This is a genomic window from Ruegeria sp. CDSC079 (assembly GCF_059610505.1).
Genome location: NZ_JBXWNT010000003.1, coordinates 306193 through 332763 on the forward strand (window position 1 = coordinate 306193; position 26571 = coordinate 332763).

The window sequence follows — 26571 nt, forward strand, 5'->3', positions numbered from 1 at the left end:
AAAGGAAAAACATGGAACTGAACGCAGACTTTAAAACACGCGTGGTTGTTCACTCTGAACAGCTTGAGTGGAACGCTTCGCCTATGCCCGGTGTGGATCGGCGTATGCTGGACCGCATCGGCGGCGAAGTTGCCCGTGCCACGACGATTGTGCGCTATGCGCCGGGCAGCAAATTTTCGGAACACACCCATACAGGTGGCGAAGAATTCATCGTGCTTGATGGTGTATTTCAGGACGAACATGGCGACTTCCCCGAAGGGACATATGTGCGCAATCCTCCCACCACTGCACATACGCCGGGGTCAGAGCCGGGCTGCACGATCTTTGTAAAGCTGTGGCAGTTCGACATGGCCGACCGCAATCAGTTTCGCAAAACCATGGCCGAAGAACTGACCGATCCTGTGGATGGTGTCGCAACGGCTGAACTACACCGTGATGCGCGTGAAACAGTTACCTACAGCCACCTTGATGCAGGCGCGACACTGGAAAATACCGATGTGGGTGGGATCGAAATGCTGGTTATTGCCGGTTCCGTCACCGAAGGCAGCGATACGCTTGAAAAAGGAGCATGGCTGCGACTGCCGGAAGGCGATCAACTGTCTGCAACGGCTGGCCCTGATGGGGCAAAGCTGTGGATCAAGACGGGTCATTTATCCCACGCCAAACCGCCTGCCGTCTGATGAGTGTTGAAAAACCTTTGGTCCTTGTGGCCGGCGCGGGGGCTGGCCTTGGTAAGTCCCTGTTGTCCCGTTTCACAAAAGATGGCTTTGCTGCCGTTGGCTTGGGACGCACGCAACCTGAAACGGTGATTGGCCAGTTCTTTGAGATGGACCTGACGGACGAGAGTGCCGTTCCCAGCATCCTGGCACAGGTTATTGCAGAACATGGCCCGCCTAAGGTTGTGATCCACAACACGAGCGAACTGATCATCGCGCCTTTCGCAGAAACCCGGCTTGCTGATTATCAACGCACGTGGGGATCCATGGTGCAGTCTGCCATTTTGCTTGCCCAATCGACACTGCAACCGATGGTCCGCGCTGGCGGTGGTACGTTCATTGTATCTGGCGCCACAGCGTCCTTGCGGGGTGGTACAAGATTCTCGGCCTTTGCCAGCGCAAAATTCGCCTTGCGCGGCCTGACGCAATCGCTTGCACGGGAGTATCAACCAGCAGGTGTTCATGTCTGCCACGCGATTCTGGACGGTATCATTGATACAGCGCGATCTCGGGACCTGCACAACCTAGATCCGGGCAAGATGATGAAGCCCGAGGACATCGCAGAGGCCTACTGGGGCCTCGCCCACCAACCCAAATCCACATGGACGCACGAGCTTGATCTGCGTCCGGCATCCGAAGGGTTCTAGCGCATGCAAACGCTGATTGTCGGCGGCGGGTTGTCAGGGCTTGTCTTAGCCGAACGTCTTGAGGCGCAAGGGCGCGACTATATGCTGATTGAGGCCCGCCCGCGGTTTGGCGGGCGAATCATGACGCAGCATCTGGAGGCAGGCTACTTTGACATGGGGCCTGCCTGGTTCTGGCCGGGCCAGCCACGTATTGCAGCTCTGATTGATCGGTTTGGTCTGACAAAGTTCGACCAATTCGCCGATGGCGCTCAGACCTTTGAGGATGAACATGGCAACGTGCAACGCGGGCAGGGTTTTTCATCAATGGAAGGGTCATGGCGGCTAAAGGGAGGGTTGGCTGCTCTGACAGACGCATTGGCCAACTGCCTACCGGATCATCGCAAACAGCTAAACGCGCCGGTTGTTAGCCTTGACATGTCCGGCGATCAATTCATTGCAACAACGGCAAAGGGCGAACAGATCCACGCGGATCAAGCTGTCCTCGCTGTGCCCCCACGTGTTGCGGCCGAAATCGCGTTTTCGCCCGCATTGTCTGTCGAAGCCGCCCAAACCATGAAAGGCATCGCGACATGGATGGCCGGTCAGGCCAAGGCTGTTGCGGTGTACGACAAACCATTCTGGCGCAAACAAGGACTGTCCGGTGATGCAATGAGCCGGAAAGGACCGATGGTCGAAATCCATGATGCATCCCCCCCTGAGGGCGGACCATACGCGCTATTTGGCTTCATCGGTGTACCGCCCCAAGGTCGCGCGGACGAACAACTGCTGCGTCAGCACCTGCACGCTCAATTAACACGGTTGTTCGGGCCTGAAGCCGCCGAGCCCCAAAAGCTCTACTTGAAAGACTGGGCCATTGATCCCTACACTGCAACTGAGGCGGATAAGGCACCGCTATATGCCCATCCGACATACGGTCTACCGAAGGCGATGAGCAATCTGTGGAACGGAAAGCTGCATTTCGCAGGAACAGAGGTCGCCCCGGTTTTCGGCGGCTATATCGAAGGTGCTTTGGAAGCGGCAGAGAATGTCCTACACAGCCTAAACGCCCAAAATCTTGGATAACACATGGCGACCGACACCAAGACAACTCTGCTCAATTCGGCTGAACGGGCCGCGCGCAGGCGTGGCTTTGATGGGTTCAGCTATGCCGACCTGGCCGCCGACGTCGGAATCACAAAGGCCAGCATTCACCATCATTTCGCCAGCAAGGCAGCTTTGGCCGTCGCGCTGATGCAGCGGTATTATTCAGATTTGGAAACCGCCTGTGGCGAGATTGATCAAGACCATGCAACAGGGGCGACGCGCTTGGCCGCTTTGATCAAGCGGTATCGTGGCGCACTTGAAGGTGGTCAAAGCTTGTGCCTGTGCGTGTCTTTTTCGACCAGTACAGAAAATCTATCAGCAGACACGATTGCCGAGATGAACCGTTTTCGCACAATGATGACCGAATGGCTTGCGAGGGTATTTTCACTGGGTCAGGGCGATGGAACGATCCTACATGTTGCCGATCCGGCAGCAGAAGCCGCCGCAACAATGCCTTTGCTCGAGGGCGCACAACTGGCAGCCCGAGTGGCACAGGACCCGCAAAGGTTTGAAGCGGCAGTCCAGATTTTGTCCAAGCGATTGGTTCAATAAACCAATGCGCAACCCTTCGTCCTGACGCTGGCTTTTGTCCGTTAGGACTTGAGCACGTTCAAAAACAGACATTGCTGCGCTCTGCAGCATTGGTCGTTTTGGGCTCTTTCAAGACCTTGGGTGCAGCGCAGCATTTCGGTTCAAGAACCACTCGCCATCGATTTGAACGGCCCTTAGCCGACATCCATCAGCCCTTTGAAATATTGCGTTAACAACCCGCATTTCAGACATTCGCTGCGATTGCGAAAGCTAGCCTAGGTGAATTCTCACTCCGCGGTCGAAAGTGGCATCGCTACCTCAGACTTGTCTCATTCATTGCTAGCCTTTCTAAGGCTACAACAAACTCCATCCAGCTATCGATGCCGGAGGTCAAGATCTGGGGCCAGGCACGAAAACAAATCTGAGGGCACATGCGAATTTGATTCTCTAAACCTTTTTACAATTGAATCGCGCCAATCAAACGACGTTCGTAACATCACAACCTTGTCTCGGGTTCGCCAACAAAGAATTTTAGAACCGATAAGTTGCGCCTAGCACAGGCCCCGACTGATCAAATGTAAAATCGTTGCCGTCGATTTCATGATCGAATGAGATATAGCGATAGCCACCGCGGATCAGCCACCTGTCGTTGATTGCGTAATCTGCCGTCAGCAGAATCTGCCAGGTTTCACTGTCGCTGCGGAAGCCTCCGTAGTCGACAAAACCGGAGCCCGACCACTTGTCCGAGAACTGTACCCGTGCTCTGGCGCCGATGACAGGGTCGGTCCAGCTATCGTCTGCCGTTGTTGTGCGCCCCGGTGCCGCGCCGGGTAGAAGGGTAAATTCCGTTTCGGTGCTGAACCACCGGAAACCCCCGGCGACGTCAACGGTGATAGTTGGCGCTTCATACACTCTGTAGCCAACATAGCCACTCAGGTATTGTGTGGTAAATGATGTCTCCAGACCCGAGCCGACAGGTCCAGGAGCGCTGTTACTGAACGATAAGTCTGTGTAGTTGTAATCTGCAAGTATCAGCCAACGTCCGTTGGTGGCCGAGAACGCACTCATAAAGGCAAAATCGAGGTTTTCCAACGCATCCGAAAAGCTGAGCGTACCGTCCAGAGTGCCCAAAGGTGTGTCCAATGTAGTCTCTGTTTCCGGCATGAACAGGTAGATTGTGGCCTCATATGACCAATCGGATTGTTGAGCCGAAGCCACTGTGGCCACAGATGCAAAAAAAGCTACTCCGCAAGCGCAGCTTTTCACCCAAATTGACGAAATCATTCTGTCCCTCCCGTCAAACAATCAAGTTTGAATAAATGGTCTTTGGTTTGTGGTTGTTTGGCCATGGGCCTCATTCTACAGCTCCTTCGGTTGCCATGGAAACGCTGCCGACACGATTAATATCTGTGTTCGGGAAGAACTCGGACCAGACATGCCAGAATGCGCCTGCGCGCAGGGTTTCGACACGTTTTAGCTGACCCTGATCTGAATGGCCCCAAAAATCGCAATGGCTCACAGGTTGACCAAAGTCGTTGTACCAAACGCCTAGGCTTTCATACTTTGGATCCAGGCTGACCACGACATCTCGTCCGCCGACATTGGCATTCACGATCCACTCGTTCTCGACGATGAAATCATCAGTCCAGCAAACCGCATCCTTACCGATCGTAATTCCCCAAACGTAGGTTTTATTTGGTAACCGATCGTCTGAACGATCCATGTTGTCCATCACAGGCGCGTCTTCCTGATGCTGGCGTCCGATGCCCCAGCCAAACGTGATCTCGGTCATCATATCCAGCAGGCGCAAAAATGGGTTCGGGGATGGCTTGTTCAGAAATACCTCACCGTCAGGATAGGCCTTCTGAAACCCGCGGAACGTCATTCGAAAGGTTGGCCAGGGCTCCATTTGCGCTTCGGGTCGAAGGGGGCAGGCAGGACCGTCGGAGTTAGGGTCGCGGTCCGCCTCGCGGAAACCATAGATGTGCTGGATCGGCTCGCCCGTGTCGTTATCGCGCAGGATTAGGTTATTGCCATGCTGGGCCAAAACCTCGAGATTCAACCGTCGTCCTTCTATTCGCGGAATGTAACCCTGACCCAGATTGGCCATAGCGCAGTAGGTCATGACCACGTCTTCGCCACCCAAGCCATCTACATTCCCGGCCAGATGAGGGCGCATAATCTGCGCATCCGGGTGCGCGCGCGCTTGGCCGTTGTTTTCGATGACTATGACAGGCGCAGTTGGTCCGACATATTTGCGGGCTTCTTCAATTGGAAAGTACTGTGCGTCATTGAGCTGGTTCCTTAGACCCAAATGCACCCAAACGTAGGGAAACCCATAAAGAAGAAGAGTAAGCACAGCCGCTATGAGCCAAAGCCAGAAAGGGCCACCGCCCAAAAGGAAATGCGCAAGTGTTGCCGCTGCAAACCCGCCAAGTCCGATACCGATCAGGCGATATTCATTGCGGATAAAGCGCACCATATTCTCGCGCTTTACCTTCAGCAGCATTTGAGAGACGTCGCCCAGATCGCGAAAATAGACAAACCCGATGCCGAGAGACACAATCAATCCCAGTGCGAATATTATGCTACCAAACATGCTGTGACCCTCGACCTTGATTAACACAGTCCTTCACAGGTTTATTGCGAAGGATTAGGCTTACTTCTGTGGTGACGCGCGCTTGATCATGAAAGCCTCAACTGCCTGTTGGGTTTCGGGGCGGATGTTCTCGATCCCTTCATAGGGCACGCCATAGGCGGGCGCGGTATCGGGGAATTTCTCTTTGCGGGCCATGTGGCGGCCCAGAATCCGAGCGAATTCCTGCCCTCCCCAGGCGCCAACCTCGGTCGAGACCGAGTATTCTTCGCGCGTGTCCCGATAGAGATCAAAGAACTTTGCAAGAATGGCGCTTTCGCCTGGTCCCGGCAGTTTCAGCTTTAGCTGGTCTTTCACGACCGCCTCGGGCTTGTTCACCGAATAGACGATGACGTGATCGCGGCGAGATTTGGTTTCATCGGTGAACAACAAGGCGGCCGACTGGTCCACCCCATCTACAAGGCGATCCCGCGGAATATACTGATCTGCTCCGGCAAAGCGCGACAAAGTGGTATAGAGGTCCGAGACATGGATGATGCTGTTAAGCAACCCGTCAGCCTCGATCATACCGGGCCAGCGAATGAAGGCGTCAACTCGTATACCGCCTTCAGTCGTGTCACCTTTGCCGCCAGCATAGATCAGCGGGGTGAACCCGGATTGCGGCGCGTATTTGGTGAAATGGCCATTGTCACCCATGACCACAACCACAGTGTTTTCCGTCAAGCCCAACTCTTCCAGCCGCGCGAACAAGTCGCCCAACCACTGATCGAGCAACTGCATTTTGTCCACATACAGGCCACCATTAACGCTCTCTGGCCCCGACCGCCCGGCACGGGTGTTGTCCAGCGGGATCATCGGCCAGTATTGTAAGAAAAACGGGTCTTCACCACTTGCTAGGCGATCCAATTCTTCCATCGTCTTGTCCTGAAACCCCTGGTTCATCTCATCGTACTTCGCAGCGTTCCAGCGTTCGCCGGTTTCCATGCGAATTTCGCGGATGGGCCCGCCGGTTTCCCCTTCGATGACTGTCATCATCGCGGCAGAGTCCGGCCGGAACCAGCCGTCCAGCGTATATTTGTCGTCATAGTCACGGATCGCGACCGAGACCTGTTCTTTGATCGCATCATCATTGAAGATCGTCAGCTGGCCCTGTTGGTGGATGGCGTGCTGGGCATAGTCAAAACCCTGATTCATCGCCCAGCTTTCGGCGATATCGCCCATGTGCCATTTGCCGACATGGCTGGTCGCATAACCCGCCTGTTTCAGAATTTCGGCCAAGGTGACCTCGTTTTCCGGTAAGCCAAACCCGGCAATGTCCACCGTTGTGTCGCCCATACCCATGCGTACGGGCAACCGCCCGGTCATTTGTGCCACGCGGGTCGGCGTGCACGAAGGTTCAGTATACATGCGCACCATTCGCATCGCCTGATCGGAAAAGTCGTTGATATTCGGCGTTTCATAACCTCGCACAGCGTTTAGCTCGGGGATGCCCATGTCGCCGAAGCCCATATCGTCGATCAGAACGCTGACTATGTTTGGGGGCTGCCCATTGTTACCGTCACGAAAAGCGGCCAGAGCATCATCAACAGCGGTATCATCCTGTGCCCATTGTTCTGCATGTTGTGCCTGCAGAATATAGAATTCGGCATCGTGTTGAATTGGGTCTTCCTGCGCTTGCAAAGGTGGTGCCGTAACGCCTGCACAAAAAACCAGAAGCCATTGTAGTTTCATTCCGTCTCCCCCAGGTTTGAAGCCGAGCTTCGGTGTTTGATCTTTGATGCGTTAACCAATTGTAACATCGTTATATTCAGATATTTATTTAAATTTGCGACGTCACTGCCAGCTCATGAATACATCACGGGTCAGTTCAGTTTCCGGACGCAGGTTTTCGATGCCCTCATAGGGGGTACCTTTGCCGATCTCTGAATGTGGATATTTGGCGATCATCTTCTGGTGGCGCTTTATCATATCCTGAAAAGATGCACCGGCCCAAAGCGAGTAGCCAACCAACGGGTGTTCCTCACGAGGGTCCCGATAGATGTTATAGGTTGGAGCAGCCGCGCCGGGTTGACCAGGGGCAGGAAGGTGCATCTTGAATTCTTGTTTAACGACCGAGCGCAAGACAGGGCCTTCGTAGACATAGACATAGTCACGCCGACCGTTCCCCTCGCCGTTCAACAGTAACGCCGTCTGGTCAATGCCGTCTATCACACGGTCCCTTGGGATAAAGGCGGTGGCTCCGGCAATTCGCGCCATTGTGGTGAAGATATCTGAAACATGAACGATGTCGCCAGCTGCAGTGTTGGGTTCGATCACACCGGGCCAGCGAATGAACGCATCGGTTCTTACTCCGCCTTCAAGATGCTGAGTTTTGCCTCCGCGATAGATTAGTTGGTTCAGGCCGGATGAGCCTTCATAGTGATACATCAGACCATTATCTGCCATCAGAACAACAATTGTGTTGTCTGCCGTGCCGGTTTCTTCAAGCTTGGCCAAGAGATCTCCAATCCATCCATCAAGCAGTTGCAGCTTGTCGGCATGAAACCCGCCATTTCGTGAAATTGCCTGATCCGGGTAGACGAAGTTCAACGGGTACAGCGGCCAGTATTGTAAGAAGAACGGCGCATCCTCGGAGGCTACACGTTCGAGTTGCTCCAGCGCCTGCCGTTGATATCGTTCGTTCATCTCTTCATATTTGGCCTGCGTCCAAACCTCACCGGCTGACATGTCTACTTCCAGGGCGGGCCCACCGGCTTCGGCCTCGACACCGGTGACAAGACCATATGGCTTGAAGCGCTCATCCAGCAGGAACTGATTGTTCTGCCCCTCGGGCACGTAGCCGAGCATGGCGTTGGACCTCATTGCCTCGGGGATCATGAGGCTCAGCTGCACTTGCTGGTGTAGTGGAAATGCGGCCCAGTCGAATCCCTGATTGTGTGGGTACGATTGCTCAATGTCACCTTGGTGCCATTTGCCGATATGCGCCGTATTGTAGCCGACTTGTTTCAGTATCTCCGGCAGTGTCACTTCGCTGGTCGGAAGACCTTCTCCGACCAAAGCCACTTTGACCTCTTCGACACCGGCGCGTATTGGGTGGCGCCCCGTCAGCATGGCGGTACGTGTGGGAGTACAAGAGGGTTCGGTATACATGCGCATCAGCGACATGCCTTCGGTAGCCAACTGATTGATGCTGGGTGTCTCGATCCCCATGACGTAATTCATCTTGCGGTCACCCATCTGACCAAAGCTTACATCATCGATCAAGATGTAGAGGAAATTAGGAGGCTTGCCGCCATTGGCCGCACGAATTTCGGTCAGCTTGGCGTCGACTTCAACGTCTTGCGCATCCCATGCCTCACCAAACTGCGCGCGAAGGAATTCGAACTCGCCGTCATGAACAATCGGGGTTTCCTGAGCAAGCGCGGAGCCGGCACCAATCAACAACGCAGGCAAAATGTATCTAAGTCTCATGTCAAACCTCCAAATCTTTGTTCCGTACCGATTCCGAATCAAGGCCATGCGCCTGCAACCGTCCGTCAATACTGCTGCGCAGGTCCGAAAGGCTTTCTGCCAGATCGGCGAGATAGCGCATCTGAAGAACAGACTGCGACCTTGGCGGCACCGCCAGTTCGGCGAAGACCTCTTTGTAGTCGCGGCAAATTCGATCAAACTCTTGGTCTTTTGCCCGCAGGTCCTGCAGCAGGCGACCCGCTTCGGGAAATTGGGATTCAAAGAACTCATCATCCGTCATTGGCAGCGCCCTTCAGGCATTCGTTTGCCAAGCATGCATCCAACAGAATATGTATTGAACGTATAAAGCCGCATGCTACCGTAGCACCATGGCGACAAACCCTTATTGCGAAAGGATAGTTCTTTGACCGTCAGCATGGACGATCAGGAACAGAATGAAACTCAACAGTTCTCGGCCGAGCAGGTGCGCGATGCGTTGGATAGGGTTCAGAAGTCAGATGAATTCAAAGGGTCCGCCCGCATGCGATCTTTTCTGTCTTATGTTGTGATGGAATCGCTCGAGGGTCGTTCCAACGAGATACGCGCCAAAACCATTGCGATGGATGTTTATGGATACGACGCGGATGAGCTATTGAAACGCGAAGGCGTCGTACGCGTGGATGCGGGACGTGTTCGGCGAAAACTCCAAGCTTATTATGAAAGTAATGGGATCGCTGACGAATTGGTAATCTCATTGCCTGTCGGAAGTTACGCACCCGAGTTTTTGCCGGGCTCCAATCGAAGCAGACAACCATTACGCGGAAGGCGACAGGCTTACGCAGTCGTTATCTCGCTTTCACTTCTAGTAGCCGGTATTCTAGTCGGTGTTCTGATCGGCCGCGGTTCGAAATCTGTTGCTCCAATAACTGGCAAAACTGCGATCTACGACGTGTCGCCAGCCCGCGTCGAAGCAATGAACCTAAGCAACGCTGGCCGGGATCTGATTTTTCCGGTTACAGATTTGGCACGCCTTCAACCTGCGTTGTTGATATTCCAAACAGCAATTGAACGAGATCCGTTTTATTACGGGGGGTATGCTGGCGCTTCTCAGGTCGAAACCATGTTCGCCATCATGAAATCTGGCGATCCAGGTTCTGATGAGTTTTTGCACGCGGCCGACAAGAATAGTGCTTATGCTTTGGAATTGGCTCCGGATGCAGCATGGCCGCTTTCAGCGCGAGCCTGGTTTGAATTTGGGGTGGGCAATTACGATAGCGCAGTTCGATTATCCCAACGGGCCGTAGGTTTGGCACCCGATGATTCACATGTTGCTGAATTCGATGCCTTGATTTCCCTTTATACATCTGATTTTGAACGAGTTTTGTCTCAATCAGCGCGATATAGAGTCCTGGCCCCACAAGGAGGGGGACTTGTATTTGACAATGCATTGGGTGCGGCTCAGTTCCATACGGGAGACTATGCTGCCGCAATCAGGACGTTTGATGAAACAATATCGCGTGGTGGGCCGTTCGGACCAATTTCCGCAGCTTACCTTATGGCAGCCCACTGGAGGAACGGAGAACAAGCAGAGGCACAGCGGCTTGCAAAAGTATTTTCGGACACTTGGCCAAGCTTCCCTCTCGAAGCACTGAAGGCTCGAGTGTTTGTAGACCCACAGCCAGTTCAAGAGCTGATCAGTGCAATGAAGGCTGCGGGTTGGTCAGGAACCATCAGACCCTGATTCTCAAGCAGTAGGATGTGTCACAATCAATTTGCTCAGATTGGAATGACATAAAGACCAGCGTAAAAATGCCAGCGCCATGCCGCGAAGTAGAGTTTGTTTGCGCCGCCCCCGGACTGCGCAGGTGTATCGGTAATAGTCATTTAGCGGCCTCCAAGCACAATCGCGCCGCATCCAGCGGGATACGGGCATCTTTGATTTCAATAAAAGGTAATGAAATCAGGCGTGAGGCAGGGCGCGGGTCAAACGCGCGGGATCGAGATCATTGCGCTCGGCAACGCGTTTGGCGATAAATTCGAAAGTTCGCGTTGCTGTGGTCTGTACGAAGCGTGGACAACTGTCTTGAAGCAGAACGGACGTGTTGCTGATGCGGCAAGCTTCGCAATCAACGGTCACTGGTGCGCTGTCGCCATCTATATTTCTGCAGATGCCGCTCAACTGCCCGTCTGCTGCGATGTAGGCGGTGAGTTCCGGGGGCGTAGACGTGGGAGCTGTCCGATGCGCAAAGCCCTCAGCTATGAGTGCGACTGTCAAAGCAGTCACAATACACCACAGAGAGTTTGGAAGAGAATCCTCACATAACCGTCCCGTAGCCGATCCAACATCGCGATGCCAGTTGGAAGATTTGTATTTCTGTAGTTCTGCTTCTTGGACAACCGGTGAAAAGCGGACGCTCGCGCAAAGCGCAGCATTCGTGACGTTGGGCTCAGAGCGGCCGTCACAGCCGGTGCAGCATTATCCCCTGCCCCACCTCAAACAGAATTCCCGGACGGGCACATACCTGGCGTTCGTGAGCTTGGTTAGCGCCGCAGTGCAGCTTCCCCAAAGCGGTCGTTGACGACCGATCGCAGCATTCGCAAGGTTTGCGTTTCTCGAGCGGTTCCCGGTCATGGCGGTGTGCTATTGTAAGATATTGTCGATATATTCGCCCGCAATGGCCGTCGACGACACACATATGCTCGTCGAAATGCCACAAACGTACAGCGTTTCACCAGGAGTCAGGTAACTCGGAGGTGTCGACTGAAAAGCCGACAGACGATTGCGACGAAGCAGAATGTCGTCTCGCAGTCGAGCGACCTCTGAAGCAAGCTCAACACCCGGCCATCCAAACTGGCAGGTCGTTGCTCAGTTGAACTCACATAGCGTAGACGAAAGCAGCGCGGCAGCTTGTTGAGAATATTCAATCTGCTGTTTCTCAGGTTAAGCCGCACGGGGCTGACTAGGATCTGTTGAGATTGCACAGCCACCCACAATGGGGCACGGTGTTGTTCAACCTGGAAGAATATTCATGACTTCGGCAAAAACTACTAACCCTTGGCTCATATTGCTGGGCCTTGCGCTTGGCGTCAGCATATCCAACGCCTTTGGCCGCTTTGCATACGGCCTAATTCTACCATCAATGAAAAGTAGCCTCGGCTGGAACCTCACTCAATCTGGTTGGCTAAACACCGCCAATTCGATTGGCTACATAATGGGTGCAATCCTAACACTTTTCCTGATCCGCCATATTTCGCCGTCACGGTTGTTTGCTGGCGGCACTGTGGCGACCGCACTGTGTCTGTTAATGACAGGGTTAAATGAGGACCTCGTATTTCAAACCGCTTGTCGTACATTGGTGGGGTTGTTCGGCGCTCTTTCCTTTGTATCAGGCGGCGTTCTGGCGGCATCTCTGTTCCAGAACTGCGCCCGAAGGAATGCACTGGCTATCGCCTTGTACTTTGGCGGCGGCGGTGGGTTTGGTATCGCCTTATGTGGTGCAACCCTTCCGGCTATGCTGGACGTTTTCGGGCCGCAATACTGGGACTGGGCGTGGATCGGAGTTGGGATTGCAGCTCTGATCATTTGTCCATTTTCCGTTTGGGCGTCCACAAAGCTAAACAAAGCCGAGCACGACGCAGCGCTTCCTTCCATTCCTCCGGTGCGCAGGATGTTAGGCGAACTCGGCGGATACGCGCTGTTTGGGTTGGGTTACATAGTCTACGTAACTTTCATCGCTGTCTGGATGAAGGAGCAGCATTCCAGTGTCCTGTTGACCACGGCAACGTGGATGATCCTTGGATTCAGCATTATGGCGTCGCCATTTGTTTGGCGTGGGATATTAGCCCGCTTCGCTTCTGGGACGCCATTGGCGTTGATCTTAGCCGGCGTCGCTTGTGGTTCAGCCCTGCCGATCCTTGTTCCAAACGGATATGGATTGATCATGTCGGCGCTCGTGTTTGGGCTGTCGGTCTTTATGCCGCCCACTGCTGTCACCAGCTTTGTCCGCCAGAATCTGGATCAGCAGGATTGGGGTGCAACCGTAAGCTTTTTTACAGTTGTTTTCGCTATCTCACAAACACTCGGACCGATCGGAGCCGGCGTCATCGGAGACATAACCGGAGAAATTGGAGATAGCCTTGTAGTGGCCTCTGCCGTCCTGCTGGTGGGTGCCCTTTGTGCTGCGATGCAAAAACCACTCGGGCGTGCGGTGGCGTAACCGTCCTGTTCCGAACTGCGCTCATTCACTACAACAGACTAGGTGGGTTCTGACTGCGCGAAGAATAGCGCTCTGGTCACTCCAGCGCGGGTCTGCTTCAGGCCATTGCCTCATAGTGCGGGATCCAGAACTTCGTCTCTATCGCCGCTTTCAGGTCATTTTCTGAGGATTTATGCGCAACCCCGTCCGATTGCGCCTGTTGACCAACGGCAAATGCAATAGCTTTGCTGACCTGGCGAATGTCCTCCACATCGGGCAGCAGGCTTGCGGTGCGATCGGACTTCGCAGGCGATAATGCAGCCAAGGCCTCGGCGGCGGCCATGAACATTCCATCAGTGACTCGGCGCGCTCCTGCCGCCAGCACACCCAAGCCCATACCCGGGAAAATGTAGGAATTATTGCATTGCGCGACATAGTGCGTCTTGCCGTTGTAGACAACGGGATCAAACGGGCTTCCGGTGGCGACTATTGCAAGGCCACCTGACCAGTCGATAATATCTGCGGGCGCGGCCTCAATTCGCGATGTCGGGTTCGAAAGCGGCAACACGACAGGATGATCAGTCTGAGCCGCCATTGCACGGATGATTTCTTCAGAGAACAAGCCTGCCTGACCGCTGACACCCACCAAAATATTGGGTTTGGCCTGATTAATCACATCCAACAGGGAAATTTCACCATTGGACCAGTTCCTCACTTTGTTGAAGGGTTGGACAACCTGCTTCTGGAACGGCAGAAGATCTGTCATCGCATCGGTTAACAGGCCATTCCGATCCACCATGTAGACGCGCTCACGCGCCTCGGTTTCGGATAGTCCTTGCCGGATCATGAGTTGAACTAATTGTTCTGCGATACCCACTCCCGCTGACCCGGCGCCGAGGAACGCGATGGTAGCGTCCCTTAGTGGAATGCCGGTGACATCTGAGGCAGCCAGCAAAGTGCCCGCCGTTACCGCAGCCGTGCCCTGGATATCATCATTGAATGTACAGAGCTGATCGCGATACCGCGCAAGCAGGGGTGCCGCATGTTGCTGTGCAAAATCCTCGAATTGCAGCAACACATCCGGCCACTTGCGCATTACCGCCTGCACAAAAAGATCGACGAACTCGAAATAGTCATCCCCGGTCATGCGCTCATGACGCCAGCCGATATAAAGGGGATCTTCCAGCCGTTCCTGATTGTTGGTGCCGACGTCCAATACCACCGGGAGCGTTACAGACGGGCTAATCCCGCCTGCAGCGGTATAAAGCGAGAGCTTTCCGATCGGAATTCCCATACCGCCCGCACCCTGATCACCCAAACCCAAAATCCGCTCTCCGTCGGTAACGACAATGGCTTCGACAGAGGTCAGGATGGCGTTCTCAAGTATGTCATCGATCCGGTCACGCTCAGGGTACGAAATGATAAATCCGCGTGGGTGATCATAGATTTCACTGAACTGCTTGCAGGCGTCACCCACAACGGGTGTGTAAATTATCGGCATCATCTCGGTCAGATGCCGCACCAACAGAGCGTAGAACAGAACCTCGTTGTCATCCTGCAGGCCACGCAGATAGACATGTTTGTCCAGCGGTGTCTCTTCGCGCTCAAAGGCGGCATAGGCACGATCTCCCTGGGTTTCGAGCGTTTCGATGTGTGGCGGAAGAAGACCTAGCAATCCAAGCTTTTCTCGTTCGTGTAGAGAAAAGGCAGTACCTTTGTTCAGGAGTGGGTTTGTCAAATATTGTAAATTTACAGGACCGGAATCGACCATAGGTTACGCTTTCGGATCGGCACGCACTGTTTGCACGCGACGTCCAGTAAAGTCAGCATTATAAGACGACAATTGCAACGAACTTAGAGCACAGTTGCATATAACCATCTTGCATAGAAGTGCCTAAGTATTGTTACTCTCTGCACTTAGGATGCTGTCGGCCGAAGCGCCTGCAGACAGATTAGCGTCTGAAAATGATCTGGTTTCTGGAAGTTCAAGATGCAGAGAAGACGTATGATCAATTTCAATTCGACCGTTGGTCAGAGTGTAATCCAGGACGTGTCCTCCTTTGCTCAGATCGCTGGAAATAAAGTGTAAGTGATAGCCCGGGACGCCGATCCCGACGGCATAATCCGGGCATCGAAAACCCAGAATTGTCCCCTCGACGTTGTTCAGCTCAAACTCAGCCTGCGTATTTACAACCTCCAGCAGAGGTTTGTATGGTTTCTCCTGCCGTAGGACGTTTCTGTATTTTATGTGTTTAATGTTGCCGGTAAATCGAACGGCATAGAACAGGTTTCTTGCCTCTGCCAAAGCATCAAGCTGGGCCTCAAGAGCATCCTTTTGTGTTTCTCTGTCCAAAGATCGATAAACCGCTGGTTCGAAATTGATGACGGCAGCATAAGGTGTCAGAGCCTTATCGCTTGCGACCGAAGCATTGCCATTCCCGTCGAGGCGATAGGCAACGCCATCCAACACGATCATTTCTCCGTCGAGCGCATTGAACGTACCCAGGCCGAAGTTTCCATGTTCCAGCAGCTGTTCGATGGAAACGGTCCCGTCGTAAACGCCCTGCATGACTGCGCTCAGCAACGAAGCCTGATAATACTCATGTGCATGTCTTTCCGATTGGAAACCCAGTTCTCTGGAGTGACTAGCCAGAGCCGTTGCAAAAGTAAGCTCTTTATCTTGTCGCATGCTGTTTCACCAATCTATCTGCCTGGCGTCTATACATTTTCGACCATTCGAAACTGTCTTGCTTTCAAGTATCGCGTGCCTCTCGAGATCGGGCAACACAAGAGATTATTTGATAGTTTACAGCTTCATAGGGCATTACAAAGATGATCGTGGGATTGCGCCGGGATAACCGATCATCATGAGAACGCCACGGACAATGCCGCGCCGGAAGGGCTTTCACTTTCCCTGCGAGATCATCGCCTAAGCCGTATGGGCTTATCTCCGTTTCGCCCACAGCACGGCCACTGTCGAGTATTTGCTTGCTGAGCGCAGTGTAATCGTCAGCCCGGAAACTGCCCGGCAATGGGTTTACCGCTTTGGCCGTCATTTCGCCGACTGCATCAAGCGGGACCGGCCAAAGGCGACCGACAAATGGCATTTACAAGGAGTTGTTTACCGATTAACGGTTGGAAATGCTGGCTCTGGCGGGCAGTGGATGCGAATGGGAATACCCTTGATATTCTTGTCTAACCACAGCGAAACGCCAAGGCGGCAAGGCGTTTTAAAAGCGATTGATCTCGCAGTTCGGCAAACCCCGTGTCGTGATCACGGATAAGTTGAGAAGCTATTTCAGGCCAATCTACGATCTTGCGCCGCACGCGGATCACCATCGACATGATCTCACCATCTGCGTTCCGTCTCAGGAACCTTTTTGCTGCGCGGTGATCGCTCACGGCTTTATCGCTATCTGACACATAGCCCTAGCGGCGCTTTTTGCGCTCCCCTGCCCTGCTGCAGATGTCGACGAAATGAAGGCTGAATTTCGTTCCTGGCCGCTTGCTGACAAGATGAAATACATGACGCCGGATGGGCTTAGATCACACGCTCAAGATGCCCACGACCTACGGAAACTGAACCGCGCAAGACCACAAAAACGGTTATTGCCGTGACGAGTTTTGCGCTGCCAGCTAGTCAATTTCATGTGTCTCATCAGCGGGTTTCCGCTCTGTTACCGTCCCCATAACAGACCCGTATTCAAATGTGCGGTTGCCTACGGGAATTCCCGAATAGTTAGTTCAGTTTTAGGTTGCTACTCCGCCCCGACGGCAACGCAGGACAGAAAGACGATCTATGAAAATTGCAGATATTGGCAATTCTGAACTGGATCTCTGGCAATCTGGGGAAGCTCTTATTCAGGAAATTTGCCAAAAGTTTGGATTTGAAAACGCCTCCTACGCCCACATCGACAAGCATCATAATGTCGTTCATGGCTGCACTACATTTCCAGAGGAATGGGTCAAGTATTACGTCGACAACAATCTCGTTCTGGCCGATCCCCTCATTCGTTTCGGCGCCCAAATGATCGCACCAATCGACTGGGCAGTGTTCGACGACCAAGCCGACTATGCAGCGCTTTTTCAAGCGGCCAGAAGGTTTGGAGTGGGACAAAACGGTCTTTCCATTCCGGTGATCAACCCTTTTGGCGAGCGCGGCGTGTTTACCGTCACGTCCAATATGGCTCGTCCTGAGTGGAGCGCCTTGACCGCGAAAAAGCTCCCTGCCCTACGCCAGGAAGCGCAGGTCCTGCATCTGCTTGCCCTTGATGTCATAGAAACCGTATTCAACTTTCCATCGGATTCCCTGTCTGCGGATGAGCTGGATGTGTTGAAGATGTTCGCGTCGGGTTTGAAACCGACTGTCATTGCCAGGAAAACGGGGCACGCTTCGAGAACGATCGATGTTCTGACTGCCTCCATCACTACCAAGCTCAAGAGTCGGACGATCGAACAGGCGGTTGCCCGAGCTGTCAGTACCGGTATCCTCAAATGGAGCGATTTCTTTGCCGACCCCGTGGCAGAAATAGTCAATCCAGAACGTCAGCGGCTGTGTGGTGGGATCGTCCGTTGGGGCGGCAGGTCCCATGAGTTGATCGCCTTTGACGACGGCGGACTCGCTCGAAACACTGATAGTTTTCGGTCCGCCCAAATCACAGACCTCGCAAGAGAGTTCAACTTGAGTTCAAAAAAGATGGTCGAAGAACTTGGGTATAACCGTGATCAAAGATTGTGGGTCAGGTATCTTTGAATTCGCATTGAAAAAGCGCAGAGGCGCAAATTACACATAATTTCTCTTACCCGGGTTCGGCTTGCGCAGTCTTGAGCCGAGAGATTGTGGATCTGCTCACACCCAGCATACGACCGATCTCTGCCGCAGTCTTGCCCATCGATAGCAGGGAAATCGCCTCTTCGCGTTCCGTTGCGCTCAGTTTTTGCGGTCGTCCTTTACTCAGGCCGAAGGATTTGGGCCGATCTTCCACTGCACGGCTTTCCAGGTCAGCCAACCCAAGCTCATAGTCGATGACTCCGCCTAGTACTTCCAAGACCATACTCGCGCGCCCGTCTGCGGTATTGATCCAGGGTTCAGACATTGACCGAAATGCCGCTCCTTTTTCGTGAAGCCGTTCTAACAGATTGAATAGCTCTGCGATCGAGTCAGCAATCGCAGACAGACGAGACACGACGATTACGTCACCAGCCGAAACATCCGCCAGAAATTCCTCCAGCGTTTCGCCTCGGTTGGTCCCGTCCTGCGCGGTATCGCTCCATATGCGGTCGCAACCCTGACGCTTGAGCTCGCTGAGTTGAACCTCACTTCGGTACCATTTCGATGATACCCGCGCATATCCGATTTTTACCATTTTAAATCAGTCTCGTAGGATTGGATCACAGTAGTTCTTGACTTTTGCACGCATTTATGACCGTTTTATTGCACGCAGTTCTGCACGACAATAGCGCTGAATCTGTGCAATGACAATCGCCGCAGCGAATGACCGGGACGAAATGCAGCATTCTCTTACAGAAGCTACAAAGGATTCCAGCCTCTACAACGAGGACCTGGCCCCCGTTCCTATCGAGAAGCGCGATTGGGGTTGGTTTGAGCTCTTCAATGTCTGGGCCAACGATGTTCAATCGCTGTTTGGGTATACATTGGCGGCGTCGCTGTTCCTGACTTACGGGCTGAATGGCTGGGCGGTGTTTGCGGGTATCGTGTTGGCGGGATTCATTGTCATGGGGCTCGTCAACCTGATCGGCAAACCCAGTGTCAAATATGGAATTCCATTTGCTGTAATGGCACGAGCCAGCATGGGCGTTCGCGGGGCGAATTTCCCTGCCCTCATCCGGGCTGTCGTGGCTATCTTCTGGTACGGTGTACAAACATATTTTGCATCGACTGCACTTGCCTTGGCCATGGTCGCACTGATCGGGGAAAATGGCCCTGCAATCTTTCTGGGCCTCAGCGTCATCGAGTGGGGTGCCTTTCTGGCTGTCTGGGCCTTTCAGATTGCACTTTTCTGGAACGGTATTGATCCGATTGTCGGTTTTCTCAATTTTGCTGGCCCATTTGTGTATGCGGTGATGGTGGCGCTGGCCATCATGATCTGGGTCCAAGTCGGCAACGATCTCTGGCTGGAGGTCGGCACTATTTTCCGCGGAACCGGCGACTACAAGGGCAACTCACTTGGCGCATTCACTGCAGTCGTGGGCACAATGACCGCCTATTTTTCGGCCGTGGTGATCAATTTCGGCGATTTTTCCAGGTTCGTACGGTCAGAAGATGAAATGCGAAAGGGTAACCTGATCGGTCTACCGATCAATATCGCCTTCTTTTCCCTGATTGCTTTGATTGTAACGGCAGGTACTGTCGCAATCTGGGGCGAGGCGTTAACCAACCCGACCGCTATAATTGCAAGGGTCGATTCCTTGCCACTAACACTCCTGGCGGCGGCGACATTTCTGGCCGCCACGGTCGGCATCAACCTCGTCGCCAACTTCATACCACCCGCATACGATCTGGCGAACCTTATGCCCAGTCGGATCAATTTCCGCGTTGCCGGGATAATTACCTCGGCCTACGCGCTGGTGATTGGCGGGCTTTGGGTATCGACGATCAGCCAGATCGGTATCTTGGGGTTTGTGAACACATTAGGCGCCGTTCTGGCACCTGTTTATGGGATCATCATCGCAGATTTTTATCTGGTGAAATCCGGTGAGCTGGACGTTGATCAGCTTTTTTCGGCGGCCCGCGACGGCCCCTATTTCTACAGTAACGGATGGAATATGGCCGCGATCGTGTCGTTCATCCTTCCGGCTACATTTTCGGTACTCACAGTCTGGGTTCCCATGCTGAATACGCTGTCAGGCTTTGCATGGGTGATTGGCGCAGGATTTGGAGGTGTTTTCTACTGGGCAATTGCAAAGCGCTGATAGGCTGAGACATCCACCAGTTTGATGCCTACGGGCAAATCAACCGATTGCAGATACATGCAATCGGACTGGATTGATTTGTCTCTGACAACAAGCCGACACGGGAACGAACGTCGCAACCCTGCGACGGAAACGGTTCAGGCCACAAACCCTGAATCGAAGGGCGGCTATTGCCGCAAATCTTGGGGGCTTTCCCCCCGAAAGCAAAATGGGAGGACCATTATGGTAACCGCAGAAACAACTGCAAAAAATGCAAGTACTACAGATCCGGAAGGTGACACGCTAAATCCGGTCACGCCCAATGAAAAAACCTGGGGCGCGTTTGCAATTTTCAACATCTGGGCCAACGATGTTCAATCACTGTTTGGCTATTCGCTAGTTGCGTCGCTCTTTATATCCTACGGCGTTGGGGGTTGGACAGCTTTCCTGGCACTCATCTTCGCGGGGCTGTTCGTTATGTGGATGGTGAACCTATCCGGCGCGCCCGGAGAAAAATACGGTATCCCCTATCCGGTTCTGGCGCGCGCCAGTATGGGCACAACCGGATCCAAGCTACCGGCAGTATTGCGGGCCACAGTCGCTGTCTTCTGGTATGGCGTTCAGGTCTATTTCGCTTCGACCGCCCTTTCATTGTTGATCCGTTCGATAACAGGCATCAGCGGTGGTGCAGAGATGTTAGGGTTGACGGGCATCGACTGGCTTGCCTTTCTCCTCGTTTGGGTGTTCCATATCGTCATTTTCTGGCGCGGCATGGGTTGGGTCGAGACATTCCTGAACTTTGCCGGACCATTCGTCTATGCGGTGATGATAGGCTTGGTCATCGTGCTATGGCAGCGCGCGGACGGGCAGCTTCTGAGCGCAACCGCGACCATCTTCGCCAACCCAGAAGGAACCTTTGGATCTGAAGTTAAAGGCTTCATCGCCATATTCGGAACTATGGTTGCCTATTTCTCAGCCGTGATGATCAACTTCTCGGACTTTTCGCGCTATTCCCGCGACAAGGCATCCATGAAGGCCGGTAATCTTGCCGGTTTGCCGCTGAACATGATCCTTTTTTCGGCATTGGCGCTTTTGACGACTGGCGGTGCCGCCGTGGTCTTTGGTGAAGAAATCATCAACCCGACCGAGATCGTCGAGAAGACCGACAGCGTTCTGCTGGCCATCATCGCAGCGATTACCTTCTTCGCTGCAACCGTTGGCATCAATCTGGTCGCGAACTTCATTCCGGCGGTGAATGGCATAGCCAACCTGGCCCCTGGTAAGATCAGCTTCCGTCAGGCAGGTCTGGCCACTTCAGTCTTTGCCTTGGTAATTGGCGGTCTTTGGACGGCCATTATCTCGAATATCGGCATTGCCGGGTTCGTGAACACGCTCGGTGCGACTCTGGCTCCGATCTTTGGGATCATGATCGTAGATTACTACAAGATTCGGAAGGAAGAGCTGAATGTGGACGACCTCTACAACATGGAAGGCGGTGCCTACCATTATGGTAACGGTTGGAATGACTCGGCACTAATTGCCTTTGGTTTTGCTTCAGTATTCTCGGTCGCTACTGTTTGGGTGCCAGCACTGGGAATTCTGTCAGGATATGCCTGGATCATCGGTGCGATACTTGGCGGTGTTATCTATAACGCTATGGCCAAGAAGAACACTTAATCTTTCAGAAGATAGATGGCTGGCGGCGCGCCGCCTGCCATCAGGTATTGAGGTTGTTGACAGTGGCTCTGACCAAAAGCTGCCTGCAATGGAGTGCTAAAGAGATCGCAATATGGAGCATTTGGAGCTTTTTGCATGGATCAGGGATCTATAACGGTGCGGAATGCCACAGCGAAAATCTGGCGCCTGGTCCAACCCCCAATACCTGGGCATCAAAAAAGCTGTCAGTAGAACCCATCAAATTGTAACACCCCGCCATCAATCGTTGCCCACCGTAATAGTCCCACTTGCCTTCCCTACCAATCCACTTATGAAGTTCAATCAGTTGACCTAGGGGAAAGATTGCAATGCGCATGCGCGATACGTTCATCAAACCGATGCACCCGGAAGGTATTCGGTTTGTCGCGATCTTTGCCGCCATTACGTTCGGTCTGTTTCTCCTGTCTAACATTCTGGGCTGGATTGGTGTCGGCCTCACGATCTGGTGCTACTATTTCTTTCGCGACCCGGAACGCGTGCCACCCACAGGAGAAGGGTTGATCGTCAGCCCAGCGGACGGGGTGGTTTCGCTGATCGAAGCGGCGGTGCCGCCGAACGAGCTTGGGATGCCTGACACGCCTCTCACCCGTGTCAGTGTGTTCATGAGTGTCTTCAACTGTCATGTGAACCGCACGCCAATTGAAGGTGAGATTACCGCTGTTGCATATCGCCCCGGCAAATTTTTCAACGCATCCCTGGACAAGGCCAGTGCTGATAATGAGCGCAACAGCCTGCGCATTCGTATGAAAAACGGTCAGAATCTGGCTGTTGTCCAGATTGCCGGCCTGGTGGCCAGACGGATTGTCTGCTTCGTGAAGCCAGGCGCAGCTATGCAAACTGGAGAACGATTTGGATTGATCCGCTTCGGGTCGCGGCTGGATGTTTATCTTCCTGATGGCATGGTCCTACAAGTGCGTGTAGGGCAAACGATGATTGCGGGCGAAACCGTCCTTGCCAGTTTGCCCATGCCTGAAGAAAAGTAGGTAACTGGATCAGTGGAAAAACCACCCAAACAGGAAGAGACCGAGTTTGCGCTGATCCATTTGTTGCCGAATGCATTGACCATAACGGCCATATGCGCGGGCCTGTCAGCAATCAGATTTGGCGTTCAGGGCAATTACGTGCTCGCTGTCCAGTTGATAATTGCCGCCTGTGTGCTGGATGGGCTGGATGGCCGTATTGCGCGCCTTCTCAGCAGTGACAGCAAACTGGGGGCCGAACTGGACTCGCTTGCAGATTTCTTGAACTTCGGGGTCGCCCCACCGCTCGTTCTTTATTTCTGGGCCTTGCAGGATATACGCAGTGCGGCTTGGATTGCGGTTTTGTTTTTTGCGGTGTGCTGCGTCATGCGACTTGCCCGGTTCAATGTGGGCGGCAAATCCGAAACCTGCGATCAAGATGGGGCCTATTTCGAGGGAGTACCCGCCCCTGCAGGGGCGCTGCTTGTCATGTTGCCAATGTATCTGTCCTTCGCCTTCGCCGATGCCCCTTTGCTGCCCAGTATATTGATTTGCCTTTATATGGTGATCATAGGTCTTCTGCTTATCAGCCAAATACCGACTTGGTCATTCAAGACGACGCGAATCTCGCGCGAGAACGCAAAGTTTTTTCTCATCGGTGTCGCTGTTGCGGGGGCCGCATTGCTGACTTTCGCCTGGGCTACGTTGATTGTGCTTTGTTTCGGATATGTGGGCACGGTCGCCTGGGCGTGGCTCGACAGGGGAATACCTTCTAACCGTTAAGGACTCGATATGGACATCAAAGCCGTTCAAACTTCCTATGCTCGCTGGGCCCCCATCTACGACAAGACGTTTGGGGCAGTTACCAATGTCGGGCGGCAGCAGGCGGTTGATTTTATCAATAGACGTCCAGGCAAAGTTCTGGAGGTTGGCGTCGGCACCGGACTTTCGCTGGAACATTACGGGCCCGAAACGCAAGTGACCGGAATCGATTTCAGTGAGGACATGCTGCAAAAGGCGCGCGACAAAGCAAAAGATCTATCGCTGGACCATGTTGTCGAGCTGAGGCAAATGGATGCCCGCACGCTTGGTTTTCCCGACAACTATTTCGATACGGTTGCGGCAATGCACGTGCTATCCGTCGTACCGGAACCGGAAAGGGTAATGGCGGAAATAGCACGGGTCTGTAAACCGGGTGGAAAAGTAGTGATTACCAACCATTTCCAACGAAAGCGGGGGTTGCTCGCATCCTTGGAACGCGCGATTGCTCCGGTCGCAAATACGATTGGCTGGCATTCTGATTTCGATATTGAAACAGTTCTGCAAGAGGATGCGCTTGCCGTAGAGGAGCAAAGAACCCTTCCACCCCTGGGGATGATGACATTTTTGGTACTGAAAAAATCAGTTCTCACGTAACGGTTCGGTGAAAGAACTTGGTACGGCTGCAAACAGGAAACTGAGAAACACCAGCTTTCCTCGATATTTAAACAAAATTTAGCTTACGATGCTTCTTCGTGTAGCCACAACGCTTTGCTACCAAACCGTTTTGCGGTGTCTTCAGCTTTTTACGGTGTGTTTTCATTGCTGTTGCTCAATTTCTTCGCCAATTTCGATGCAGGGGTTGCTACTGTCCTCGGATCTCCATGGCCGTCGTAGGCACAACCCGCCAGAAACCGGCTCACATCGGCATCAACATCGGTGAGCAGATCTGGCCGCAGTTTCTCGCCCACATGTTCCGTGGCCACCTCCGCTGCGGGGATATCGCCGGTTTCCGGATCAAGCCCGATATGCAGCTTGCGCCAGGCTTTGCGGGCTTTCCTGATGCCGTGCTTTTCTTCATGCCAACCGTCGCCGCTACGCATTTTCAGACCCGTGATGTCCACTATGAGGGTGATCGGCTTACTTGCGTCGAGGTGACGCCCAGTTCTGCACAACACCTTCAGAAATCCAGACCCTCACGCCACCTCGACGCCGGAGAATTTCGTTGTAACCCGAGCAATGGGGTCGTTCTCAATTACCAATACACAGCGGTTTTCAGAGAAACCGCCGCAAGTTTCTATGACCTTGCGTGTCCCGGGAGCGAGAGAGTCATTTGAAACCCGCGAGGAATCGGATTGAGCCAATTAGAGCGGTATATCTGCACGCTTGCTCTGACCCGGTCGCTCAGATCACACGCGGCTCGGCGCCCGGGAATAGCAACTGCAAATTTGACTTTGCGTCAGGCAGATATTTTTAAACATGACTAATAAATACCACATTTACTGATCAGGTTTGCAGGCGAAGGTTGTGACGCTTAATGGTAAACGGTTATGGACGGATCAAGACTAGGTGATGTTTCACTGGGGCACATCACAGGAACATTGAAGTGGTTTTCGGCTAAAAAAGGCTATGGCTTTTTAACCTGCTCTGTGACCGGCAAGGATGCTTTGCTGCATCAAAGTGCGCTGCACGATTTCGGCCAGACCTCAATCGCCACTGGATGCACGGTAGAGGCACTGACACGCGAAGCGCCAAAGGGGTTTCAAATTGTCGAAATCCTGCGCATTCAGTCAGAAGCATCCCCCGCAGCGGCAAAGCAGAATGGCAATGCCTCCCGGCAGATAGCCTCGACCTCGGTTCTGCCGGCTAGGGTCAAGTGGTTTTGTCAGGAAAAGAACTATGGGTTCGTCAATGTTTTCAATGACGGCAGGGACTGTTTTTTGCACGCAAACACACTAGCAGAAGCCGGTCTTGGATTGGTGAGCGTCGGAGAGGCATTGGGCGTTGAGGTGAGCGATGAACCCGGCGGCAGAGTTGTGGTTTCGGTTCAGGCCTGGACATGAAATAGTCCCGAGGATAGTCAGCAGCCAAAGTGCATCGCAAACACGGATTTAGCGCCCGAAAATTGCCCAGACCCATCTTCATCGCCAAAGCTTCGGAGCCTTACGGCGCGCCGAACTTCACCACCGAAAACACCACATTGTCCTGATCAGGATGGTTCAACTTTGTCAAAGCCCCCATCAGGTTTTGCGCGATAGCAGCGCTGCGCTTTTCGCAATCTTGCGTGACAACATCCAAAATTTCATCATTGCGTAGAAATTGAAGGCCATCGGAGGCGACGATCAGAATATCGTCGGCACAAAGTATCAGCGGATCAGCGGGGCAATCCAATTTGGCAATATCCCCGCCATAAACGACAGATATAAGCGTGTTCCGGTCGGGATGACAGCGCGCGGCTTCGGGGTCCAGCATTCCCAGTTTCGCCATCATATCTATCTGAGGCGCCATCGAGTGATCCTCATTCAGCTGCATCAGCTTTTGGTCACGCCAGAGATAGAGCGGCGAGTCCCCAATCGAAAGCCAAAACACACGATCTTGGATGCAGACCAGCGCAACCAAAGTCGCCCCCATGCCTTTGGTTTTTTGCTCTTTGATGCTGGCGAGGCGAACTTGGCTATTTGCCTCTTGGGTCGCGCGATGAAGGAAATCTGTCACCTCAGCATTCGATGACTCACAGCTCAGGCCGGCGGATCTCCAGCAGTTCATCACCGCATGGACGATGAGGTTCGATGCAACATCACCTGCTGCGTGCCCCCCCATACCGTCGGACAGAACAATAATTCCGAAATCGGATCCGGCCGGGATTTCGGTCAGAATGGCATCTTCCTGATAGTCACGTGCGCCCTGGTTGATCGCTATCGCAACGTCAAACAATTCGACAGCACGTTCCCGTGCCAGATGTTTTAAGGCATTTCCAATCTGCATAAGAAATCTCTCCGAAAGTGA

23 protein-coding genes and 2 pseudogenes are annotated in these 26571 nt (G+C 53.3%); 14 read left to right on the top strand and 11 right to left on the bottom strand.

What is annotated here, in order from left to right; genetic code table 11:
• Positions 1 to 11 precede the first annotated feature (11 nt).
• The 4 genes from AC2FIC_RS07320 to AC2FIC_RS07335 are packed head-to-tail and all read left to right on the top strand — an operon-like array spanning position 12 to position 2998.
• Positions 12 to 680: a cupin domain-containing protein gene (locus AC2FIC_RS07320; protein WP_496691430.1), complete on the top strand. Its 669-nt coding sequence runs from the start codon at positions 12 to 14 to the stop codon at positions 678 to 680.
• Positions 680 to 1363, top strand: a complete 684-nt coding sequence (locus AC2FIC_RS07325; protein ID WP_496691429.1) for an SDR family NAD(P)-dependent oxidoreductase — start codon at positions 680 to 682, stop codon at positions 1361 to 1363. The genes AC2FIC_RS07320 and AC2FIC_RS07325 overlap by 1 nt, the downstream gene beginning before the upstream one ends.
• Before the next feature lie 3 nt (positions 1364 to 1366).
• Positions 1367 to 2425 (top strand): flavin monoamine oxidase family protein, encoded by a 1059-nt coding sequence (locus tag AC2FIC_RS07330; protein ID WP_496691428.1) that lies wholly within the window; start codon positions 1367 to 1369, stop codon positions 2423 to 2425.
• Between the two features lie 3 nt (positions 2426 to 2428).
• Entirely contained in the window at positions 2429 to 2998 is a 570-nt protein-coding gene (locus tag AC2FIC_RS07335; RefSeq protein WP_496691427.1) for a TetR/AcrR family transcriptional regulator, read from the top strand.
• Between the two features lie 510 nt (positions 2999 to 3508).
• Here the strand turns inward: AC2FIC_RS07335 and AC2FIC_RS07340 are convergent.
• The 5 genes from AC2FIC_RS07340 to AC2FIC_RS07360 form a co-directional block, all read right to left on the bottom strand.
• The gene (locus AC2FIC_RS07340) at positions 3509 to 4261 is read right to left on the bottom strand and encodes an outer membrane protein (RefSeq protein ID WP_496870094.1); all 753 of its coding nucleotides are present in this window, start codon (positions 4259 to 4261) and stop codon (positions 3509 to 3511) included.
• A gap of 70 nt (positions 4262 to 4331) precedes the next feature.
• Positions 4332 to 5576, bottom strand: coding sequence for a DUF3179 domain-containing (seleno)protein (locus tag AC2FIC_RS07345; RefSeq protein WP_496691425.1), 1245 nt, complete (start codon positions 5574 to 5576; stop codon positions 4332 to 4334).
• Between the two features lie 60 nt (positions 5577 to 5636).
• Positions 5637 to 7304 carry a sulfatase-like hydrolase/transferase gene (locus AC2FIC_RS07350; RefSeq protein ID WP_496691424.1) on the bottom strand — a complete coding sequence of 556 codons (1668 nt, stop codon included), beginning with the start codon at positions 7302 to 7304 and terminating at the stop codon, positions 5637 to 5639.
• Positions 7305 to 7406: 102 nt separating this feature from the next.
• Complete coding sequence (locus AC2FIC_RS07355) at positions 7407 to 9044, bottom strand: sulfatase-like hydrolase/transferase (protein WP_142639693.1); 1638 nt, start codon at positions 9042 to 9044, stop codon at positions 7407 to 7409.
• Position 9045: 1 nt separating this feature from the next.
• Entirely contained in the window at positions 9046 to 9324 is a 279-nt protein-coding gene (locus tag AC2FIC_RS07360; RefSeq protein ID WP_142639695.1) for a hypothetical protein, read from the bottom strand.
• A 135-nt stretch (positions 9325 to 9459) separates the two neighbouring features.
• Between AC2FIC_RS07360 and AC2FIC_RS07365 the strand changes: the two genes are divergently transcribed.
• Positions 9460 to 10764 carry a tetratricopeptide repeat protein gene (locus AC2FIC_RS07365; protein WP_496691423.1) on the top strand — a complete coding sequence of 435 codons (1305 nt, stop codon included), beginning with the start codon at positions 9460 to 9462 and terminating at the stop codon, positions 10762 to 10764.
• A 900-nt stretch (positions 10765 to 11664) separates the two neighbouring features.
• On the opposite strand, the pseudogene AC2FIC_RS07370 reads toward AC2FIC_RS07365, so the two are convergent.
• Positions 11665 to 11871 (bottom strand): annotated as a pseudogene (locus AC2FIC_RS07370) (cysteine hydrolase family protein); the annotation flags it as partial.
• A gap of 181 nt (positions 11872 to 12052) precedes the next feature.
• On the opposite strand from AC2FIC_RS07370, the gene AC2FIC_RS07375 reads away from it, so the two are divergent.
• The gene (locus AC2FIC_RS07375; protein ID WP_496870096.1) at positions 12053 to 13240 is read left to right on the top strand and encodes a YbfB/YjiJ family MFS transporter; all 1188 of its coding nucleotides are present in this window, start codon (positions 12053 to 12055) and stop codon (positions 13238 to 13240) included.
• A 97-nt stretch (positions 13241 to 13337) separates the two neighbouring features.
• On the opposite strand, the gene AC2FIC_RS07380 is transcribed toward AC2FIC_RS07375, so the two are convergent.
• On the bottom strand, positions 13338 to 14990 hold the full coding sequence (locus AC2FIC_RS07380) for an NAD-dependent malic enzyme (RefSeq protein WP_496691421.1): 1653 nt from the start codon (positions 14988 to 14990) through the stop codon (positions 13338 to 13340).
• Positions 14991 to 15113: 123 nt separating this feature from the next.
• Positions 15114 to 15908 (bottom strand): acetolactate decarboxylase, encoded by a 795-nt coding sequence (budA, locus tag AC2FIC_RS07385; RefSeq protein WP_496691420.1) that lies wholly within the window; start codon positions 15906 to 15908, stop codon positions 15114 to 15116.
• A gap of 178 nt (positions 15909 to 16086) precedes the next feature.
• On the opposite strand from budA, the pseudogene AC2FIC_RS07390 reads away from it, so the two are divergent.
• Both AC2FIC_RS07390 and AC2FIC_RS07395 read left to right on the top strand, forming a co-directional pair.
• Positions 16087 to 16564: pseudogene (locus AC2FIC_RS07390) on the top strand (IS6 family transposase); the annotation flags it as partial.
• Between the two features lie 454 nt (positions 16565 to 17018).
• Positions 17019 to 17972, top strand: coding sequence for a helix-turn-helix transcriptional regulator (locus AC2FIC_RS07395; protein WP_496691419.1), 954 nt, complete (start codon positions 17019 to 17021; stop codon positions 17970 to 17972).
• Between the two features lie 46 nt (positions 17973 to 18018).
• Here AC2FIC_RS07395 and AC2FIC_RS07400 read toward each other — a convergent pair whose 3' ends face one another.
• Positions 18019 to 18585: a recombinase family protein gene (locus tag AC2FIC_RS07400; RefSeq protein WP_496691418.1), complete on the bottom strand. Its 567-nt coding sequence runs from the start codon at positions 18583 to 18585 to the stop codon at positions 18019 to 18021.
• 109 nt (positions 18586 to 18694) lie between these two features.
• On the opposite strand from AC2FIC_RS07400, the gene AC2FIC_RS07405 reads away from it, so the two are divergent.
• The 5 genes from AC2FIC_RS07405 (at position 18695) to AC2FIC_RS07425 (ending at position 24222) form a co-directional block, all read left to right on the top strand.
• Positions 18695 to 20152 (top strand): NCS1 family nucleobase:cation symporter-1, encoded by a 1458-nt coding sequence (locus AC2FIC_RS07405; protein ID WP_496691417.1) that lies wholly within the window; start codon positions 18695 to 18697, stop codon positions 20150 to 20152.
• A gap of 222 nt (positions 20153 to 20374) precedes the next feature.
• Positions 20375 to 21808 (top strand): NCS1 family nucleobase:cation symporter-1, encoded by a 1434-nt coding sequence (locus AC2FIC_RS07410; protein WP_496691416.1) that lies wholly within the window; start codon positions 20375 to 20377, stop codon positions 21806 to 21808.
• A 347-nt stretch (positions 21809 to 22155) separates the two neighbouring features.
• Positions 22156 to 22830, top strand: coding sequence for a phosphatidylserine decarboxylase (locus AC2FIC_RS07415; RefSeq protein ID WP_496691415.1), 675 nt, complete (start codon positions 22156 to 22158; stop codon positions 22828 to 22830).
• A gap of 12 nt (positions 22831 to 22842) precedes the next feature.
• Positions 22843 to 23589 (top strand): CDP-diacylglycerol--serine O-phosphatidyltransferase, encoded by a 747-nt coding sequence (gene pssA / locus AC2FIC_RS07420; RefSeq protein ID WP_496691414.1) that lies wholly within the window; start codon positions 22843 to 22845, stop codon positions 23587 to 23589.
• A 9-nt stretch (positions 23590 to 23598) separates the two neighbouring features.
• Positions 23599 to 24222, top strand: coding sequence for a class I SAM-dependent methyltransferase (locus tag AC2FIC_RS07425; protein WP_496691413.1), 624 nt, complete (start codon positions 23599 to 23601; stop codon positions 24220 to 24222).
• Positions 24223 to 24371: 149 nt separating this feature from the next.
• On the opposite strand, the gene AC2FIC_RS07430 is transcribed toward AC2FIC_RS07425, so the two are convergent.
• On the bottom strand, positions 24372 to 24668 hold the full coding sequence (locus AC2FIC_RS07430; RefSeq protein ID WP_496691412.1) for a hypothetical protein: 297 nt from the start codon (positions 24666 to 24668) through the stop codon (positions 24372 to 24374).
• A 447-nt stretch (positions 24669 to 25115) separates the two neighbouring features.
• Here AC2FIC_RS07430 and AC2FIC_RS07435 point away from each other — a divergent pair, with 447 nt between their 5' ends.
• Complete coding sequence (locus AC2FIC_RS07435) at positions 25116 to 25628, top strand: cold shock domain-containing protein (RefSeq protein WP_496691411.1); 513 nt, start codon at positions 25116 to 25118, stop codon at positions 25626 to 25628.
• Positions 25629 to 25728: 100 nt separating this feature from the next.
• Here the strand turns inward: AC2FIC_RS07435 and AC2FIC_RS07440 are convergent, their stop codons facing one another.
• Positions 25729 to 26550 (bottom strand): PP2C family protein-serine/threonine phosphatase, encoded by an 822-nt coding sequence (locus tag AC2FIC_RS07440; protein ID WP_496691410.1) that lies wholly within the window; start codon positions 26548 to 26550, stop codon positions 25729 to 25731.
• Positions 26551 to 26571 lie beyond the last annotated feature (21 nt).

What these genes read in the sequence shown, in the direction of transcription:
- AC2FIC_RS07320 (WP_496691430.1), top strand. Translation starts at nt 12, where the DNA reads ATGGAACTGAACGCAGACTTTAAAACACGCGTGGTTGTTCACTCTGAA.
- AC2FIC_RS07325 (WP_496691429.1), top strand. Translation starts at nt 680, where the DNA reads ATGAGTGTTGAAAAACCTTTGGTCCTTGTGGCCGGCGCGGGGGCTGGC.
- AC2FIC_RS07330 (WP_496691428.1), top strand. Translation starts at nt 1,367, where the DNA reads ATGCAAACGCTGATTGTCGGCGGCGGGTTGTCAGGGCTTGTCTTAGCC.
- AC2FIC_RS07335 (WP_496691427.1), top strand. Translation starts at nt 2,429, where the DNA reads ATGGCGACCGACACCAAGACAACTCTGCTCAATTCGGCTGAACGGGCC.
- AC2FIC_RS07340 (WP_496870094.1), bottom strand. Translation starts at nt 4,261, where the DNA reads ATGATTTCGTCAATTTGGGTGAAAAGCTGCGCTTGCGGAGTAGCTTTT.
- AC2FIC_RS07345 (WP_496691425.1), bottom strand. Translation starts at nt 5,576, where the DNA reads ATGTTTGGTAGCATAATATTCGCACTGGGATTGATTGTGTCTCTCGGC.
- AC2FIC_RS07350 (WP_496691424.1), bottom strand. Translation starts at nt 7,304, where the DNA reads ATGAAACTACAATGGCTTCTGGTTTTTTGTGCAGGCGTTACGGCACCA.
- AC2FIC_RS07355 (WP_142639693.1), bottom strand. Translation starts at nt 9,044, where the DNA reads ATGAGACTTAGATACATTTTGCCTGCGTTGTTGATTGGTGCCGGCTCC.
- AC2FIC_RS07360 (WP_142639695.1), bottom strand. Translation starts at nt 9,324, where the DNA reads ATGACGGATGATGAGTTCTTTGAATCCCAATTTCCCGAAGCGGGTCGC.
- AC2FIC_RS07365 (WP_496691423.1), top strand. Translation starts at nt 9,460, where the DNA reads ATGGACGATCAGGAACAGAATGAAACTCAACAGTTCTCGGCCGAGCAG.
- AC2FIC_RS07375 (WP_496870096.1), top strand. Translation starts at nt 12,053, where the DNA reads ATGACTTCGGCAAAAACTACTAACCCTTGGCTCATATTGCTGGGCCTT.
- AC2FIC_RS07380 (WP_496691421.1), bottom strand. Translation starts at nt 14,990, where the DNA reads ATGGTCGATTCCGGTCCTGTAAATTTACAATATTTGACAAACCCACTC.
- budA (WP_496691420.1), bottom strand. Translation starts at nt 15,908, where the DNA reads ATGCGACAAGATAAAGAGCTTACTTTTGCAACGGCTCTGGCTAGTCAC.
- AC2FIC_RS07395 (WP_496691419.1), top strand. Translation starts at nt 17,019, where the DNA reads ATGAAAATTGCAGATATTGGCAATTCTGAACTGGATCTCTGGCAATCT.
- AC2FIC_RS07400 (WP_496691418.1), bottom strand. Translation starts at nt 18,585, where the DNA reads ATGGTAAAAATCGGATATGCGCGGGTATCATCGAAATGGTACCGAAGT.
- AC2FIC_RS07405 (WP_496691417.1), top strand. Translation starts at nt 18,695, where the DNA reads ATGACAATCGCCGCAGCGAATGACCGGGACGAAATGCAGCATTCTCTT.
- AC2FIC_RS07410 (WP_496691416.1), top strand. Translation starts at nt 20,375, where the DNA reads ATGGTAACCGCAGAAACAACTGCAAAAAATGCAAGTACTACAGATCCG.
- AC2FIC_RS07415 (WP_496691415.1), top strand. Translation starts at nt 22,156, where the DNA reads ATGCGCATGCGCGATACGTTCATCAAACCGATGCACCCGGAAGGTATT.
- AC2FIC_RS07425 (WP_496691413.1), top strand. Translation starts at nt 23,599, where the DNA reads ATGGACATCAAAGCCGTTCAAACTTCCTATGCTCGCTGGGCCCCCATC.
- AC2FIC_RS07430 (WP_496691412.1), bottom strand. Translation starts at nt 24,668, where the DNA reads ATGCGTAGCGGCGACGGTTGGCATGAAGAAAAGCACGGCATCAGGAAA.
- AC2FIC_RS07435 (WP_496691411.1), top strand. Translation starts at nt 25,116, where the DNA reads ATGGACGGATCAAGACTAGGTGATGTTTCACTGGGGCACATCACAGGA.
- AC2FIC_RS07440 (WP_496691410.1), bottom strand. Translation starts at nt 26,550, where the DNA reads ATGCAGATTGGAAATGCCTTAAAACATCTGGCACGGGAACGTGCTGTC.